The sequence below is a fragment of the Providencia sp. 21OH12SH02B-Prov genome (assembly GCF_027362595.1).
Lineage (GTDB): Bacteria > Pseudomonadota > Gammaproteobacteria > Enterobacterales > Enterobacteriaceae > Providencia > Providencia zhejiangensis.
The window spans coordinates 2,694,097-2,712,012 of the sequence record NZ_CP114796.1 but is presented as its reverse complement, the minus strand read 5'-3'; the positions used below and the strand labels follow the sequence as shown (position 1 = coordinate 2,712,012).

General features: G+C 37.7%; 13 protein-coding genes, 5 pseudogenes and 2 CRISPR repeat arrays. Of the genes and pseudogenes, 15 read left to right on the top strand and 3 right to left on the bottom strand.

The window, feature by feature from the left end; translation table 11 throughout:
• Positions 1-252: 252 nt before the first annotated feature.
• Positions 253-520: a CRISPR direct-repeat array (repeat unit 28 nt; unit sequence GTTTACTGCCGCATAGGCAGCTTAGAAA).
• A gap of 93 nt (positions 521-613) precedes the next feature.
• A pseudogene (locus tag O7C57_RS12805) lies at positions 614-904 on the top strand (DUF1367 family protein); the annotation flags it as partial.
• Between the two features lie 18 nt (positions 905-922).
• Positions 923-1,057 carry a DUF1133 family protein gene (locus tag O7C57_RS21670; RefSeq protein WP_154624764.1) on the top strand — a complete coding sequence of 45 codons (135 nt, stop codon included), beginning with the start codon at positions 923-925 and terminating at the stop codon, positions 1,055-1,057.
• A 356-nt stretch (positions 1,058-1,413) separates the two neighbouring features.
• On the opposite strand, the gene O7C57_RS12800 is transcribed toward O7C57_RS21670, so the two are convergent.
• Positions 1,414-2,058, bottom strand: coding sequence for a LysE family translocator (locus O7C57_RS12800; protein ID WP_154624763.1), 645 nt, complete (start codon positions 2,056-2,058; stop codon positions 1,414-1,416).
• 244 nt (positions 2,059-2,302) lie between these two features.
• On the opposite strand from O7C57_RS12800, the gene O7C57_RS12795 reads away from it, so the two are divergent.
• The 5 genes and pseudogenes from O7C57_RS12795 to O7C57_RS12775 all read left to right on the top strand — a co-directional run bounded on the left by O7C57_RS12795 (position 2,303) and on the right by O7C57_RS12775 (position 4,145).
• Positions 2,303-2,614 carry a phage holin family protein gene (locus tag O7C57_RS12795; RefSeq protein ID WP_269723207.1) on the top strand — a complete coding sequence of 104 codons (312 nt, stop codon included), beginning with the start codon at positions 2,303-2,305 and terminating at the stop codon, positions 2,612-2,614.
• Positions 2,614-3,007: pseudogene (locus O7C57_RS12790) on the top strand (M15 family metallopeptidase). Before O7C57_RS12795 ends, O7C57_RS12790 begins: the two are co-directional and overlap by 1 nt.
• Before the next feature lie 39 nt (positions 3,008-3,046).
• Positions 3,047-3,409: a lysis system i-spanin subunit Rz gene (locus O7C57_RS21665; RefSeq protein ID WP_425476426.1), complete on the top strand. Its 363-nt coding sequence runs from the start codon at positions 3,047-3,049 to the stop codon at positions 3,407-3,409.
• Between the two features lie 503 nt (positions 3,410-3,912).
• Positions 3,913-4,032 (top strand): annotated as a pseudogene (locus O7C57_RS21655) (hypothetical protein); the annotation flags it as partial.
• Positions 4,011-4,145, top strand: a complete 135-nt coding sequence (locus tag O7C57_RS12775; RefSeq protein ID WP_336298468.1) for a lysis system i-spanin subunit Rz — start codon at positions 4,011-4,013, stop codon at positions 4,143-4,145. The pseudogene O7C57_RS21655 and the gene O7C57_RS12775, both read left to right, overlap by 22 nt.
• Before the next feature lie 5 nt (positions 4,146-4,150).
• Here the strand turns inward: O7C57_RS12775 and O7C57_RS12770 are convergent, their stop codons facing one another.
• Complete coding sequence (locus O7C57_RS12770) at positions 4,151-4,645, bottom strand: hypothetical protein (protein ID WP_154635773.1); 495 nt, start codon at positions 4,643-4,645, stop codon at positions 4,151-4,153.
• A 150-nt stretch (positions 4,646-4,795) separates the two neighbouring features.
• On the opposite strand from O7C57_RS12770, the pseudogene O7C57_RS12765 reads away from it, so the two are divergent.
• The 5 genes and pseudogenes from O7C57_RS12765 to O7C57_RS12745 form a co-directional block, all read left to right on the top strand.
• A pseudogene (locus tag O7C57_RS12765) lies at positions 4,796-5,461 on the top strand (terminase small subunit); the annotation flags it as partial.
• 564 nt (positions 5,462-6,025) lie between these two features.
• On the top strand, positions 6,026-6,367 hold the full coding sequence (locus O7C57_RS12760; RefSeq protein ID WP_154623575.1) for a hypothetical protein: 342 nt from the start codon (positions 6,026-6,028) through the stop codon (positions 6,365-6,367).
• 436 nt (positions 6,368-6,803) lie between these two features.
• Positions 6,804-7,454: a carbonic anhydrase gene (locus O7C57_RS12755; RefSeq protein ID WP_269723206.1), complete on the top strand. Its 651-nt coding sequence runs from the start codon at positions 6,804-6,806 to the stop codon at positions 7,452-7,454.
• A 1,312-nt stretch (positions 7,455-8,766) separates the two neighbouring features.
• A complete protein-coding gene (locus O7C57_RS12750) occupies positions 8,767-9,135 on the top strand; it encodes a hypothetical protein (protein WP_154622959.1) in 369 nt (122 codons plus the stop codon).
• 944 nt (positions 9,136-10,079) lie between these two features.
• Positions 10,080-10,250, top strand: a complete 171-nt coding sequence (locus O7C57_RS12745; RefSeq protein WP_167520921.1) for a hypothetical protein — start codon at positions 10,080-10,082, stop codon at positions 10,248-10,250.
• Positions 10,251-10,534: 284 nt separating this feature from the next.
• On the opposite strand, the pseudogene O7C57_RS12740 reads toward O7C57_RS12745, so the two are convergent.
• Positions 10,535-11,527 (bottom strand): annotated as a pseudogene (locus tag O7C57_RS12740) (chitinase); the annotation flags it as partial.
• Between the two features lie 996 nt (positions 11,528-12,523).
• Positions 12,524-12,971: a CRISPR direct-repeat array (repeat unit 28 nt; unit sequence GTGCACTGCCGTATAGGCAGCTTAGAAA).
• A 276-nt stretch (positions 12,972-13,247) separates the two neighbouring features.
• Between O7C57_RS12740 and cas1f the strand changes: the two are divergent.
• Genes cas1f through cas3f form a run of 3 tightly spaced genes read left to right on the top strand, consistent with a single transcriptional unit; the run spans position 13,248 to position 17,750 of the window.
• Positions 13,248-14,225 (top strand): type I-F CRISPR-associated endonuclease Cas1f, encoded by a 978-nt coding sequence (gene cas1f / locus O7C57_RS12735; protein ID WP_154623414.1) that lies wholly within the window; start codon positions 13,248-13,250, stop codon positions 14,223-14,225.
• Positions 14,222-14,464, top strand: a complete 243-nt coding sequence (locus O7C57_RS21650; RefSeq protein ID WP_269724008.1) for a hypothetical protein — start codon at positions 14,222-14,224, stop codon at positions 14,462-14,464. The genes cas1f and O7C57_RS21650 overlap by 4 nt, the downstream gene beginning before the upstream one ends.
• Positions 14,364-17,750, top strand: a complete 3,387-nt coding sequence (gene cas3f, locus O7C57_RS12725) for a type I-F CRISPR-associated helicase Cas3f (protein ID WP_269723205.1) — start codon at positions 14,364-14,366, stop codon at positions 17,748-17,750. The genes O7C57_RS21650 and cas3f overlap by 101 nt, the downstream gene beginning before the upstream one ends.
• Positions 17,751-17,916: the final 166 nt, after the last annotated feature.

Genomic DNA, 17,916 nt, shown 5'->3' with positions numbered 1-17,916 from the left:
AGGCACAAGTAGCATGGCTTAGTTAACGTTGATGTAACAAAGCATTACAAATAGTTCAAATTTAAAATATCGCTATTAATTTTAGGTGGGGATACAAGATGTGCTGTTTTCCTCTTTTTTACCCTTTATTTTCTCACTTAGAATATATTGGTTAAAAATCAAAAAGTTAAATAGTGTTGAAGTATAAAAGGTATTTCTCATAAATCAGGTGTAATTTATTGTTGAATATGGTTTTTTTCATGATAAGTTATAGTTTACTGCCGCATAGGCAGCTTAGAAAACAATACTGAAGAATAGATGCTTGTAATGTTGGTTTACTGCCGCATAGGCAGCTTAGAAAGAACGGCTCTACATAACAACGATGCTCAGGAAGTTTACTGCCGCATAGGCAGCTTAGAAAATTATCTGACGGTTCTCCGTTCTGCTGTATAAGTTTACTGCCGCATAGGCAGCTTAGAAAATCGACGGTACTCAGTTCCGTTTTGCCGACTTGTTTACTGCCGTATAGGCAACTTAAAAAATAAGGTTTGATGACATTAACTGGTTATATAATTTACTTATTGGCCTGAACACCCAATCCTAACATTTGCTGTGTCTACTGAGAGAAAAAAGTATGGCACAGCATAGCGTTATCAAAATGTTTAACGACACTCTTGTACCGGCTAATCCGGCGGCAACGGATTTTTTGCATCCCAAAATCAAGTGTGATGATGTACTTTCGTCTGATTTCAAGAAAGCTCGTAACCCACGATTCCATCGCAAGTACTTTGCACTCCTCAATCTAGGGTATGAATGCAGGGAACCTACAGGCGGCACTATTTCGCCTGAAGAAAAAGAACTCGTTCGCAGCTACATTAAATTCCTAGCCTACTACACAGATAATGATGATGCTCTTCAGTTTGCTCATTAAATCGCATTAGAATTGTGTGAAAAAGAAAGTTGTTACTGCTTACGCACTTATCAAGATAGAGTTAAAGCATCGCTCAGTGTTGCTGAGTTTATGTTGTATCGCCCAATGTACGATGAATTCGATAGAAAATATCACTACGATGAATAAAAGCTCACTATTATGCCGAAATGGTTATGGTTTTTATATTTGCTGAGTGAAGCTTTAAACGCAAAGCAGGAAATGAATTTAAGGCCTCGCTAATTGTGGTTTTTTACTTTCTAGACAATGAAAACTCTATTTGCCAGCTTCTATCTTTCATATAGCGGCATTAAAGCGAGTAGGGCTCTCATTGTGGAGAGCTGTGTAATTAGGGACACCAGATGATGTTTTGGCCGACGGATAACTGGTGTCCCTTCTATTTTAATTACCCCGAATTCGAGGTTTTTAACTCTTACCTCAATTTTTAAGTTTTCGGTAAAGATGAAACTCTTATTTATATTCAACCTGTAAGTAATCCTTACAGGTCACATATTCGTTGTTAAGGAATTGCTTTTTGGGGAAAGTAAAAGCATTACTCCAGCACCTGCTAAAAGGCCGGAACAAGTTCGATTAAAGATAGTCTTAGCCTTTGGTTTATTGAGTAATTTTTTCATGTGTAAACCCAACAAGGCGTACAACATGATCGCGATGAATTCAAGAAGTAAAAATAGTGAACCAAGCACTAAAAATTGTTGGCCAGCCTCAATTTGTGGGTCAATAAACTGAGGAAGAAAGGCTGTGAATATTAGGATTGCCTTTGGGTTTCCTCCCGCAACAAAAAACTCCTGTTTTGCTAATTTAAATATGGATGTATCTGTCTTGGATTCGGTGATACTGAATTCTGAGGTTGGGGATTTCCATAATTGGTATGCTAGCCACAGAAGGTAAGCCACTCCAGCAAATTTGATTGTACTGAAAATGACTTCTGATGTTTGTAATACAACAGCTAGTCCAAACGAAGCTAGGACAATCATAACCACAAACGCGAGCAACCTGCCGAGACCTCCGACGCATGAACGAGTGAATCCATAGTATGCTGCATTGCTAATTGAAAGCAGGTTGTTTGGTCCCGGTGCGAGATTTAAAGCAAAGCAGGCTGGGATAAAAAGAAGTAGCGTTGAAAGTTCCATATAATTCCATTTGTATTTTTTTATGTATGTTTGCAAGATAATCATACATATAAGTTGAAAAAGAATCATTCAGAAGATCGCTTAGGCGGTCTTTTTTCGTATACGCCGCCACAGAATTCTAATCACATACACTTAATTAACGCAAGAGCTGTGCGCGGCTATCTATTAACTAAATATCGGACACACCAATGGGGGTGCGTATGCGTATGCCTGATAAAAATCTCGATATCTGGGCGCAAATCTTGTGTTGGGTACAAATCAATTTGCTTTTTTAAGTGGTGTAACGCTAGCGACCTTCATTGCATTTGTTCGTGAGCGCCGCGAAGGAAACACTACACGCCAATCATTTGCAGAAGCTGTGCTTTGTGGTGTGCTAACCGTCGGTGCTATTCGAACCCTTGAATGGGGCCTTATTTACATGGGCTTCTCTGACTCGTGGTCATCATTAGCTGAGTTCTGTGGCGCCATGGTGGGTTTTCTTGGTACCAAAAAGTTAAGTCGGATTATCGATGCCGTATTCATGTTTATTAAAAATAAGTTTGGAGTAAATAGGTAATGTCGAAATATGTATTCAGTAAACGCAGCGAAGAGAACTTGCGCGGCATTCATCCTGATTTAGTGAAAGTAATACGGCGAGTGCTCGAGTTAACCGATATTGATTTTATGGTCATCGAAGGCAAGCGTAACGAAACTCGTCAGCGTGATTTAGTCGCAATTGGTGAGAGTCAGACGATGAATAGTCGGCACTTAACGGAGCATGCTGCAAATTGTGCGCCGTTAGTTAATCGTGATATTCCCATGGAAAGACTGATCTAAGTTCAGGTTAGTTGCGGATGCAGTACTTCAAGCTGGTAAAGAGCTTGGTATCGATGTTGAGTGGGGCAGAAACTGGAAAAGCTTTAAAGATGGTCCTCATTCCCAATTAACACATAAATCATATCCGGCTTAATGTTTATTGAGGGTTTGTAATGAAATTCGATAAGTCATTTTGGCTATTTATCATGGTGGTAGGGTTGGGGTGGTTGTTACTGTTCTCGATAGCAACAAGCTACTGAAAAAAGAAAATTCAGAACTCTTTGATAGCATTAAAAACTACGAAAAGCGCATTAACTCCCTTCACAAACTCGACACTAAACATCCCCAAGAGCTAACAAATGTAAAAACTGAAATTGACCAGTTGCGTATTGCTTCTGAGCGTAATCCTGAACGGGTGTACATTCAAGCCAGTTGTAAAAAGCCGAAAGCACCACCGCCAACGGCTTGGATGATGCAATCATCCCCAGATCTACTAACACCGCTATTCGAAATTATTGGTTACTCAGAGAGCGAATTGCAGAATCAGAGCAAATGATACTTGGCTTGCAAGATTACATTAGAACGGAGTGTTATTAGAGGGCTGTTAATATTTGGTAATGATTCATACGCATCAGCTTTCCTTGTCCTAGGCATTGTATGTGCTGTGCTTGGATGGGTAATAATCGAAGGCCTGATTTATCTCTGCAAGTGGATATTTTAGATAAGAAAGCAATATGTGTTACTGAGGTTAAATAATAAGAGTGATGAAAAGCAGCATTGCACCATATGCTGAAGCAAGAAAAAAAACGACACCAATTAGCGTTCTAAATGCTGCTCCCGATGGGGATGCTTCTTTTATATCTTTGAAGCAATAGTATGTGCACATGATTAACATAAATTCAATTACAATCCCTGTCATGTGATATTCATTCATAATTAGCGCTCTTTACTTGGTTAATTGCAACTAATTGTACATAAGTTAAATACTAATAGCTATCAACTAGTTATTGGTGTTTTTTTATGTAAGAAAGCAATACGTGAAATTGAACAACAACGAGTATGACAATAAACATCTACAGTATTGCTTCTGAGCGTCATCCTGAACGGGTGTACATTCAAGCCAGTTGTAAAAAGCTGAAAGCACCACCGCCAACGGCTTGGATGATGCAATCACCCCCAGATCTACTAACACCGCTATTCGAAATTATTGGTTACTCAGAGAGCGAATTGCAGAATCAGAGCAAATGATTAAAGGATTGCAGAGCTCTATAAGAACAGAGTGTATCTGGTGAATTAGTTAATTTTCATATTTATGGATCATAACACCATCAACATTTAGGAATGCGTCTCTTAATATTCCAAGGGACAGTAATTCATTAAATTTCTGATAGTAAGTAAGCTCTACTTGTTCGCGAGAAAGACCAGTGAGGAAATCTTGTTGTTGGTTTGTTTCCCAGTAGATTTCTCCTTTACCTTGGATGAAATGCCCTCTTAAAATACCTGACCACTTCTCATTTTTTTTAGACATTAATAAGCTATGACTATTTTCTTTTATTGGCTTAAATTCATAAAAAAAATTACCTTTAAAAAGGAATATATTATTGCAATGGGTACATTGATATATATCTCTAATATATTTGAATAATATAGAAGCAAAGTTATCTTTGGAGCCTTCTTCTAGCTCGTCAATAAAGTCGTACAAGTCTTGGTCAGCTATGTAATGAGCCTTGTAACTGAGGTAATCAGTATTATCCCTAATTATGTGACCACAACTACATTGAAATTTAGACATTCATTAGTGTCCTTATGGTATTAACTTACGAGTAGGGAAAGTTCTAAATCTAATAACAATATATAGTTTTAGAGGAAATTATCAAAACTATCATAAAGCTTACCTTAAAAGAACTAGTGGGCTTTTTAATAGGCTAAGGAGATAAACACAATGGCTAAACCGGATTGGGGGACGCTACAGCAACAGTTCCTCACCGAACATGCTATATCAGGAATATCCCCTAAAGAGTGGTGTGAAGACCAGGGACTCAATTACGCAACAGCAAGGCGATATATTAAAAAGCCAGCTGCGCAATCTGCGCAAAAAACTGCGCAAAAGAAATTGCGCACTGCGCACGAAAAAGAATGCGCAAAAGAGCCGATACACGATAGTGATATACCAACTGCGCAGAGTAGTGAACAAGATAATGCGCACGATGATGAAAACACGTTTAACCTGCGCAACTACAAGCTTACAGACCTACAATTTCGTTTCGTCAATGAGTATCTTATCGACTTAAATCGAACGGCTGCATATAAAAGAGCTGGTGGTAAATGTGATGGCCATAATGCCTACGCTAGCGCAAGTCAGATATATAGAAATATTGAGGTCAATCGAGCAATAAGAGACGCGCTAGCAGAACGAGAACGCAGAACAGAAATAACCCAAGATGCCGTATTAAAAATGTGGTGGGATATTGCGACCGCAGACGTTAATGAGCTAACTGAATACCGTCGCTTATGCTGTCGTCGCTGTTGGGGCTTTGGCTTCAATTACCAGTGGCGTGATGCGGTCGAATATGATGATGCTGTGAAAAAAGCCATGTTAGCAAATAAAGCGCGTGGGTGGCTACGGGCACCTGTGAGGAAGCATGATAGCCAAGTATGCATTGGTTAGATCCAAAGGGGAGCTGAGATGAACTGGTATGGTGAACTCAATGTCATGAGGAAGGTTACTGCGAAAGTGTAGCTATTTTCTATAACGATAAGGTAACTTTAAGTAGTAGGCCTGCTGCTCTTGAAATCCATTCGAAAAACTGGGAACTACCTTTTCGTTGTGGAGAATGCCAAAGCTAATTGGCTAAATATCAGTAGAATTTAGAGGTCCACATGAGCAACATAAATGAAAGAAATGCGAGTATTACACCAACAGATATACCGAAAGTTCCTTTGCTTTGGCTGGACGAAATAATAATTATGAATGAGATCGCAAACCCAATTATAGGGGCGGCGACTAATAATTGAACAATACCATCAAGCATAGTAAATCCCATTTAAGTGACTGTGTTCTATCATGCATGAATAAAAGACACAACCGCTATATTTTGCTATTAACTATTTTCCTTTTTAAAATTTAGAACTATAGTGTACTTAACCTAAATTTCAATGAAAGTGAAAATATATGAGTACGGAAAAAGTAGAATATAAAGTAGTTGGAAAAGGAATTTTAAATGCATTCTGGTTCGGGCTTATCGTATTCATCATTGCATTGATCATCAATCATGTTAACCCACATAGTCACTATGGAGGATGGTCAACCCTTTCCAGAGGGTTGTCGATGGTATTTATTATTTTTGGTGCTGGCGTTTATTGCTTTTTTTGTTTCATAATTGCTATAAATGAGTGGTTAGATAACAGGAAAAAGAGTCATGTTAATACTGAAAAGGCAATGATAGCCACATTTTTACATGGTACCGTTGCTTTGTTTGTGGGGGGTTGTACGTTGATTATCTTCTATCAGTAGCTTTTCCTTTTTATTCAAAAAATTACGCAAAGGCTACACATTGTGTAGCCTTTTTCTATTTAGGAGAGGTGGTTGTGAGTCAAAATACCAGCAGTAATGATATCTCCATCATAATTTAGACCACCTAATTGGCGGTTTTTTTATCTCTAAAGGAGGCGTGACATCATTAATGGATCTATTCTGTTCAGATTTTTGAGTCTGATACACGCCAAGCCGGTGGAGCATCTGATCGTGTTCGGTTCCCAACAGATGACATTATTACTGCCATTAAAGGTGCACAACAATCTGCAACTGAGGGTAGATATAATGGAATATAGTATGTTTTATTTTAGATAAGATGTGCTATTAATTGTTATTATAAGATAAATCCTAATGATATTTGTGTAAGCCAAGGTGTAGCTTTAGAACTCACATTGACAACTTGAGTTACTATCACATGAGTTACAATAAGGCTATGTTATATATCTTAGCTACTCTCGCTTTTTCATCACAAGCTAATTCATTATGGACTTACGAAGGTAGTGGAGCACCTGAAAATTGGGGGAAGCTGAGCGACGAATTCAAAGTTTGTGAAAATGGATTTAACCAATCCCCGATTAATATTGATAAGGTCATTGATGGCAAATTAAAGCCATTATCTATAAACATACATACCCACGCACAAAAAATCATCAATAATGGGCACTCAATACAAATCAATGTTAATGATGATGATGACTTTTCTATTGATGGAGCAACTTACCAATTAAAACAATTTCACTTTCATAGCCCAAGCGAAAATGAAATAAAAGGTAAGCAATATCCATTGGAGTTGCATTTTGTTCATTCCAAAAATGATGGTGGAGTTGCTGTACTCGCAATTATGTTAGAGGAAGGTGATGAGAATCCTGCCATCGAGCAAGTGTTGAGTAATATACCGGAAGAAAAAAATCAGGAAAAAGAGTTAGGTACAAATATTAACTTAGCTGCTCTTTATCCAGAAGACAAAAGCTATTATCGTTTTAGCGGTTCTTTAACGACACCACCGTGTACTGAAGGCGTGGTATGGTTAGTGATGAAACAGCCGATAAAAGCATCAAAAGAATAAATAAAGAAATTTCAACAAGCCTTGGGGCATTCAAACAATCGGCCCGTTCAGCCATTATATGGTCGGTTGATTGTAAACTGATATAAGCTTCAGTATAAAGCGCCAACGGGAGTAGTTGGCGCATTTTCAAATCACATAAAGTGTTTTTTATGGCCTAATTCCTATGTTTCAGGGTTACCATAAAAATGCTTTTCCAGTTGTTTCAATCAATCTTTAGCTATCTGTTAATGTATAAAAGACTAAAGAAGTTCTTTATTAACTGTTTCCATTTTTAAAACATCTTTATGAAAACGAGGAGCAGGTAATGTCATTTTTATCAATAAAACATCGGGGATAAAGAAAGCTCTTTTACTAAAGAAATGAGTTTAACTTAAATTTTCTCGATTTTTATTTAAATAGTAGTTGAATTGAAAAGAGGAGAGGCGAAATGACAGCGTGTCATGCATTGTTTATAAAAGCGGCTTAGTAATGTATAATAAGCATTGCTAAGTTAATTTACGGCTGCGGCCGGAGTTCTAGTAAAAGTGATAATAACTGACTCTATCTTATTTTGTATAATCTTCGGCATTGCTTTAGTCGTAGCTGTAATCTTTGAAATGATATCTGAAAATAATAGTGCTAACGAACTGAATTCAATGGGAGGTCATATGATGAAAAGATTTTCAAAATATATCAGTAAAATGTGTTTTTTTGCAGTAACAGTAACCTTATCAACCTTTCTAGGGCAGCCGTAAGTTAATTTTAACACTATGTACCATCCTGATTAGCTATAGTTCTCATTTTTCCTATGTTGTATTTGTCTTATTAGTCAGCCAGTGACTTAATTTTTTCAAAAAACATCCATTTAATTATTGAATAATGTGTCAATTATACGCTTAGTTAACGAAACGATATATGGGGCTAACTGTTTTAGTGATTCTTTGAATTAGATACTCATATTCCTACACGGTTCTAATGCCAATCATTGCGTTTTCTAAAGTGCTTATCACCTTTTTTATCAGTTGCAGCTTCTGGTAGTGATTTTTGCTTGAAAAGGTCTTTATCTATCATCGCTCATTTATAGTCATAGCCGTCTAGTTATTTAGCCTGACTATTTGGCTTTTCTAAAAATATTTTTCACCTTAAGTGTTTGGGTGACGGAATATAAAATGGGTAAAATAGGAATATTACTGATGATGATAATTTACTGAAATAAAATGCAAAAAGTGGTAGCCATCGGTGGTTAATGAAAATGTTTGTGTTATTAGAGAATAAAAAGGAAAATAGATATTCAGAAAATAAATAAAGGTACCTTAGTATGTTTAAGAAGTTCATGTATATCTTATTATTAACGTCAGGACTGGCTAGCGCTGAAAATCTTAAATTTGATGATTTTTTTCGCGAGAATCAAGACTTGAACACGCCTCTTTTAAAAAAGGTTATCATGGCGCAAGCGATTGGTATATATGAAATAGAAACGGTTCCAGAAAAAGAACTCAGGATATTAAATTTTGATCAGTCAGAACGAGAAAAAAGAGAAATGATCAAAAAACTATTAATTGAGCTTGATCCTAAAAGTTATGAGTATGCTAAAAAAGCGTTGATATTTCTACAAGACCTCTGTGATCAAGGCTATGGCTCAATATACAAGTTAGATGATGAAAATTGCGACATAATTAAAAAGCATAATCAAAAAGCATAACCAATGACGGCAAATAAAACTTTTACGAGAAATAAGCAGCCACTTGTGTATGGGCGTAATAACCTTTCAGAGTTGTTGTTATAGTGTTTTACTATCCTATTGATTTAATTATTTATTAAGTTAAATGATTGTAGTGAAAGCGTTATATCATTATTTGAAATATACAGTTAAAAGTGAATTTAAAATCTCTTGATGCAAAGTCGTGAAGGGACTTCTCCTGTCTTGTGTGTCAAATAAAATAGCTTTTAATAATAAAGGGTTAGGAAAGAAAGAGCGACCTTTTAGGTGGCTTTTTTGTCATTGAAATCCTCTTTCGCTACTCACTTAACCATTCATGAATGGTTTTCTCTCCAACCGCTTCAGGAGCAGTGCTCTTCGAGCAAACTAAGTTGTTTTTGATGACGTTTGTGGTTAGAAAGACATTGTTTCTCATCAATAATGCCTGATAGGCCTAATATTCGTTTCACCTTCAAAACATGAAACGTTAAAAATCTAATTAGATGAGCTGTTTCCAGCTTCCTCTTTGGTTTTTGGTTAGTGGGATTAAATCTACTATGGAGGTACATTGAGTTTATCGGTTGAGATAGGCATCAAGGCGGCTCACTTCGCCATAGCGGTATGAGACAAATTACAGTTCATAGCCCTGCATGCCATTCAAATAAATCAAACATACATTATAACTAGAAATAATTTGATTATTAGCTAGCCAGTTTGTTCGATATCTTAAAAGTTTGATGCGTTTACAGAGAAAAAATTGAAAAATCGCTAATGCGGCATGGGACATGTTCTAGAGGTTGGTGAGTTATCAGCAATAGGTTATGAGAATATGACTGACGATACACTTGGAAAAAGTAAAATCGCTCCCATCATATAACTACATATTTTATAGCGGATAGACAGCCGTTTTGTCATAAGGTTATTGAATGTAGTGAGTTGGAGTGAAAATGAAAAAGTCGGTTTATAAAGCTAGCGGTTTATGGAACGAAAAATCTTTCATAACTCTTTTTATTGCAACAAGTGAAAAAGATGTTCTCTCAACAATCGCATTCTGGGCAAACTTAGATGGCGCCAGAGTCGATGAGTTATCTATCGAGCATTTCTGTTCTGTGCACTGATGACATTAGGATGAAAGAGTTGAGTTATTCATTTAGCTTAATCTCTTTCATCATGAAAAATTAACGGGTAGCAAGAGAATGACTAAAAAATTAGCTCTCAAAGAAGAGAGATAAACCCTATCAGGTTGGTTGTATTTGCTGATGTGGTCTGGTCTATGATGCTAGTTAAGCGAAAGCAAAAATGACTCGCCTCCGAATGGCCGGAGGCGAGGGAATGTTATATTGATAAGTATCAAATACATTATTTGGCAGCTAGCTTGCTAGTTTCGAGAGCTATTTATTCAGAGTAGTGCAGCGTAACGAGTTTTAAATTCCCAGTTATACGCTACGCCAGCCTTACTTTTTCCATTGTCCCAGTTCACTGACCAAGTCATTAAGCCTTTGATGGATAGGTTTTGAGCATCAAGACGTGAAAAAGCGTTATAAACTGCTTGCTTATCGACGACATAACCGCTACCAGCGGCATCATTATTACTTGGTAAGCCAATAACAAATTTTGACGCTGGGATCTTAGTGTAGCCGCGAGTACCCGTTACTAAACTTTCGGTGAGGTAATACAGAAAATCTTCCTTCATGGCGTCGTTATTTTGAGCGAGCCAAGCACCTGTACCAGCTGTTGTTTGATCGACCCAGATACCGTCACCACCTTGGTTATAATATTGCGGTGCGATGAAATCATAATAGCCTTCGAGCGCGGTAATATAGTCAAGATAAGTACCATTAATACGTAAATAAGGAAATTCAGGCGCCATACTAATAATAAAGTTTTTACCTTCTGCCGCATAATGTGCTTTTACTTTTTTCAACGCGGCAGGTAAAACAGTTTTATTATTGGCAGCACCAATGGCAGCCTGTTCTAAATCGATATCCAGACCATCGAAACCGTAGACTTCTACCAAACGGATAATTTCATTAGTCAGCTTGTCTTCATCGCCAGATGTCAACGCGATATGTGCATCTGCGCCACCGAGAGAGATCAACACCGCACGACCTTGGCTATTTAGTACGCCGACTTGACGACGAAATTCGGTGTCAGTCAGATTATAAGGCTTGAAGGTTGGAATGCCTTCTCCCTTCATGAAGGCGACGGCGACAACGTTATATTCTACGGGAATATCAGTTAGATCCATGTTGGTGAATTGGCCTTGTTGATAACCATCACTAGTCCCTGCGGCCCAGTTATGCCAAAAACCCATCATGATTTTTTTATTGGATATATCAGGCATAGTGGCTGCATCATCGACAAGGGATGTATTGGTAATGTCATTTGAGCTCATAGTAACCTCATTATTGTAGGTAAGATTAATTCCACTCGTTCCCAATATTCAATATTGGTAGAACGTAAAGATATAGTGCGAATTTTCTATGAGGCTGTGCTGAAAAATTTTCCTACCAATAATAAATTAAATTCAAACTAGCAATAATACGCTATATTCTAGCGTTTGAGTCGTCATCTAATATTAGAGTAAGCTATCGGCGATAGCGAATATAAGGTCGATTATTTAGATAGTTATAAAATAACAACTTTACTTTTATAATAAATGTTTTTCAAAAGTCATTATTAACAAATAAAGGTGGTTTATGTTCTGCTAGGTAATATATTTTTACTAACAATACTAACAATACTAACAATACTAACAATACTAACAATACTAACAATACTAACTCACTGCCTGAAATTAATGGTTGCTAAAGAAGAAATGATAGAGTCAGCGTGAGTGTTTGAGGGGATAGGGGGATGGAGAGAGGCGAATATACCATTTATGTCCTATTTTTATATTTTGTGAAGCGTAATACTGTTAATATTCAAAAGCATACTCTTCGTATTCCAGTGATTATATTTTATTTCTGATGATAAATTGCTTCTATTTGTTAATGAAGAGGTTATTCACAAGATGATATGGATTGCTTTTACACATAAACAAAAGTATTTATCTAGTAGAGTTTAAATACAAGAGACAAAAGAATTACGGTAGGTGACTATTCTTTTGATAGCTAACTTAGCGAGCCGACTTATGCAACCGATGAAAATCGAAAAATTGGCAGAAGGGCGTGTGTTATTCAAAATTGAAAATTCTTAACGTATTTCTATCTTTTTTGAGGGGATGATATAAGTTTATATAAGGTTCAGTGTTTTTTACCCCTTTATTTTTCTTGCTGAAATGTTTCTATTAAAAATCAACTGGTTATATGTCATTAAAAAATAAAAGGTATTTTCCACAAAATCAGATGTAATATATTGTTGAACTTAGATTTTTTGCTGATAATTTATAGTGCACTGCCGTATAGGCAGCTTAGAAAGTTTATTCGTCAAACGCTCAGTCAAAATAATAGTGCACTGCCGTATAGGCAGCTTAGAAAACTAGTTCATGCAAGTTGGGATTTTACTATTCGTGCACTGCCGTATAGGCAGCTTAGAAATCGCTCATTGAAGTATTTTGTGCCAGTATAGTGTGCACTGCCGTATAGGCAGCTTAGAAAATACATAAACCCCATCGCTAAAGTAATAATCGGTGCACTGCCGTATAGGCAGCTTAGAAACTTTTAGCGTATGTGATCGGTGACATACCCGAGTGCACTGCCGTATAGGCAGCTTAGAAATAACGTTTGGCATTGAGCCTGACTACGACAAGGTGCACTGCCGTATAGGCAGCTTAGAAAAAACCAGTTCTGCCCCGCATTCGCCGCAGCTGGTGCACTGCCGTATAGGCAGCTTAGAAATGTGACCTACGGTTTAGAAGGCCGTAGGTCACTAGTGTGCGATTATATCAGTGGCTCAAAATCCACTTATCACTATATGCCTGCAATACTGTAAAAATTATTATCTGTTAGTCTTAATACAACATATAAGTTATTTTTATGATATGGATTGGGATCTGCTTCCCAAAATTACCTTATACACTATGAAATTAAAGGCGTAACGGTAGACGCAGCCTAAGTTAAATTGTATTAATATAGCAAGATGGCTTATCAAAACAAACGGAAGGTTGGCTTATCATGGATGATCTCTCTCCATCAGATTTAAAAACAATCCTTCATTCTAAACGTGCCAATATGTATTACTTGGAGCATTGCCGAGTGATGCAAAAAGAGGGGCGAGTTCTCTATTTTACTGAAGCAAAAAATGAAAATCTTTACTTTAATATTCCGATAGCGAACACAACGGTTTTACTATTAGGAACCGGCACCTCTATTACTCAAGCGGCGATGAGAATGTTATCACAAGCAGGGGTACTGGTGGGGTTCTGCGGCGGTGGTGGAACGCCTTTATATATGGCTACCGAAGTTGAGTGGTTTACACCACAAAGCGAATATCGGCCAACGGAATATTTACAAGGTTGGATGAGCTTTTGGTTTGATGAACAGAAACGCTTATCCGCTGCGAAAACGTTACAGTGTTCACGTATTAACTATTTACAGAAAATATGGCAAAACTCTCGGGAACTGAAAAGCGAAGGGTTTATTTATGACGACACAGTTATTCAAAACGCATTAAAAACCTTTCAAACGCGAACTGATGAAGCCAATGACACACAAATATTATTATTAATCGAAGCACAGTTGACTAAAGTGCTATATAAATATGCGGCAAATAATACTGGGCAAAACAATTTTACCCGTCAGCATCAAGCAATAGATAAAGCGAATACTTTTTTAAACCATGGTAATTATTTAGCGTACGGTTTAGCTGCAAGCTGTTTATGGGTTCTGGGGATCCCTCATGGCTTTGCAGTGATGCATGGAAAAACGCGCCGTGGTGCGTTAATATTTGATATTGCAGATTTAATTAAAGATGCCATTGTACTGCCATGGGCATTTATTTGCGCTAAAGAAGGGGCTACAGAACAAGAATTTCGTCAGCAAATTTTACAGTCTTTTATTGATAATCACGCTTTAGATTTTCTGTTTGATACCGTTAAAGCTATTGCATTACAAGCGGGGTCACAGCAACACATACAAAGGTCAGAATTATGATGGTGACTTTTGTTTCACAATGTGAAAAACATGCTTTAAAAAGAACTCGGCGTGTATTAGACGCATTTGCCAATCGTATTGGCGATAATACATGGCAAACGCTTATTACGGAGGAAGGGTTACTTACCGTAAAAAAAAATGTTGAAGCAAAGCGCGAGTCGCAGTACTGCTGTCAGTTGTCACTGGATACGCTCTCGCTCACGTTCGCAACTTCTCTGGATTGTTGGAAATCGAAATAAATTTAATTCACAAGGATATGTGCCAGTAAATCGCACTGAAAAATCATTTTTGGGGCGAGAAGATGAAAATGATTGGAAATACCTTTCTTTAATTAGTACTTTTGCAAAATTAGCCGCTTTATTTCATGACTGGGGTAAAGCATCACGCTTATTTCAAGATAAGCTCAATCCTGCAATTAAAACGACATTTAAAGGTGACCCTGTTCGTCATGAATGGGTATCCACAATATTGTTTAGTTTATTAGTTAAAAACCAAGGGGGTGAGAGCGATGAGCAATGGCTTGAAACCCTCATTAAGAATGAATGGGATGAACTGCAATTACAGCAAGGGGCAACTGAAAATTATTTATTACAATCACCGTTGGCTAATTTGCCTGATGCCGCAGCTTTGCTAGCATGGTTGATATTATCTCATCATCGGTTGCCTTTTCTTGATGAACAAGAACTTAAAAATTGGCAAGACATAGCGCTTAATACACATAATCAGTTACTAACTGAAATAAGGCAAAATTGGGGTTATGAAAATAATGATGATATATCTCAATTTCAACGACGTATTAAGATGTGTTTTGAGTTCCCTAATGGCTTATTAAGTCACTCGACTGTTTGGATTCGCACCGTTCAGAAAGTCGCAAATGAGCTAAAAAATCAATTACCGTTATTTCGACAAGCAATGACCGATGGAAGTTGGAGAGTGATTGCCCATCATGCGCGCCTTTGCTTAATGTTGGGGGATCATAATTACTCATCCAAAGGGAATGATCCTCAATGGCGCAGTGAGATAGCGCTATATGCTAATACCCATAAAATTAATCATATCCCCCAATTTAAACAAAAACTTGATGAACATCTGGTGAAAGTAGCAGAAATAGCCGGTGATATTGCAGAAACGTTACCTTATTTTGAAAGCGAGCCATCTCCTGTCAGTGATATTCCTCAGTTAGCTTATGATAAAAACAGTAAAGGGAAATTTAGCTGGCAAGAAGATGCAGTTAATTCAATCTATCAATATCGTAAAAAGCGCGATGATGAGATAAAAGGTTATTTTATTGTCAATATGGCGAGTACTGGCTGTGGTAAAACACGCGCGAATGTCAAAATTATGCAAGCGTTATCAGAAGATAAGCAAAGTTTTCGGTTTATTTTGGCGCTGGGGCTACGTACGTTAGCATTACAAACAGGGGATGAATATAAAGATAAAAATAGTATTGGGTTAAATGAGGGGGATATTGCGGTTTTAATTGGCTCTAAAGCGGTCGCTCAGTTACACCAACAAGCAAAAGAGAATGACGATAACTTAAAAGCCGATGATCAAGATTCATCGCCGCAGCTTAATACCAACTCGAATAACTTATTGCCTTATCAAACCGGTTCTGAATCACAAGAAATGTTGTTCGATGAAAATGAAGAAGAGCTGAGATGGGCAGAAGATAAATGGCAGGGAGTTCTCCCTGAGGAACTGTTATCAACGGTGCTTACTAGAGCAAAAGATCGGGCTCTACTCTATGCACCTGTTTTAGCTTGTACTATTGACCATATCATGGGAGCCACTGAAACAGTTCGTGGAGGTCGCTACATTTTACCTTGTTTGCGGTTAATGTCTTCAGACCTTGTCATTGATGAAGTGGATGACTTTACTGATAGTGACTCGATAGCCGTAGCGCGTCTTATCTATATGGCTGGACTATTAGGGCGTAAAGTCATGATCTCCTCTGCTACGATAACCCCAGATACTGCGTTAGCTTACTTTCATGCGTATCAGTCTGGGTGGTATGCCTATGCTAAAAGCCGTCAACAGCCCTTAGAGGTTGGTTGTCTATGGGTGGATGAAGGTGAATACGACTCAATAAAAGATAAATGTCAATCTTCAACCTTGGCGGCGACATTAGTCGCTAATGATGACAATACGCCTTATTTATACCAGCAGTACCATGACAAGTTTATTAAGAGAAGAGTCAATGTGTTAGCGCAACAGCCTGCACGTCGTAAAGCATTAATAGTACCTACACCGAAGGATAATACTCAAGATAGTCAACAATGTTATTTTAATCACATCCTCAATGCAGCATTAGCTCAACATGACCAGCATGCCTTTCTCGATAAACGTACGGGTATTCAAGTTTCATTTGGTGTGATACGTGTTGCGAATATTTTACCTTGCGTTGATTTAACACGTTTCTTACTTGAATGTGCATGTCCTGAAGGTGTTGAAATTCGCACCATGGCTTATCACAGCCAGCAAGTTCTTTTACTACGTCATGAGCAGGAGCAACATTTAGATAGCGTTTTAAAACGTAAAGAGCAGGTCGGAGAAGAGGCGAATGCTCTCAATAATCCAATTATTCGCCAGCATCTAGAAAATGTGAGCATAGAAGGGAAAGCTCAGCATTTGCTATTTATTTTAGTTGCAACTCCGGTGGAAGAAGTAGGGCGTGACCATGACTTTGATTGGGCAGTTGTAGAGCCATCATCTTATCGTTCTGTTATTCAAATGGCAGGGCGTGTTCGCCGACATCGAGAAGGCGAAGTTCAGCAGCCTAACATCGCATTACTACAATACAACAAGAAAGGGTTTGAAGGTGGGATAGATAATCCTTTTTCTCGCCCTGGCTATGAAAATAATCATATTGGACTTGGCTTATCTACTCATAACCTTTGTGATCTTGTTGATGAGCAACAGTTACTCAAATCAGTTGATGCGACACCACGGATACAACAGCAAACTAATTATGAAAATAAAAAGCACAGGGATCTAGCTTGTCTAGAGCATGCGGCAATCAAGTATACACTTAAAACTGAATATATTTTCCCTCCTAAACAGGTAGAAAAACCGGTGGCTACAAAAAGACGGTCGCAAAGTAAAAATTATCATACGTTACCCCGTAATGCGGCATCGCATATTTGGGGATACACCCATGGTTGCTGGTGGATGACCGCAGTGTCCCAGCAACTCGCCTCTTTTCGAAGTCAAATGCCATCTTTTCGGCTTGTTTTGGAAATATCACCAAAAGGCACAATACAATTTAGTGAATATACTCGAGAAAGTGGGTGGATATCGGTAGGGCCTCAAAATGGCATCTATTACAACAAATTTCCTGAGTCGATAAAAAAACGATTATGGTTGGTTCGGGACTATGAACAATCCATTCAATCGCAGGGAATAGATGGGAAACAAGCGACTTCACTGTCACGGTTTTATGGTGAGTTAACATTTTTAAAACAGCAGAATAGAGATGTTATCTATCATTATGATGACCAAATGGGGATCTATCCGGTAATAAGATAATGAAGATAAAAGATACCTTTTGATCATTCGAGGTTGGACGGTGATGTAAATCTAAAAGCGTTATATAGATGATAAATAATTACATTTAACTGAATGAAATTAGTCGATGTAGATAGATGAAAACCATGGTGGTTATGTTATTTGTGGTATGAAGAGTCAATGTTTT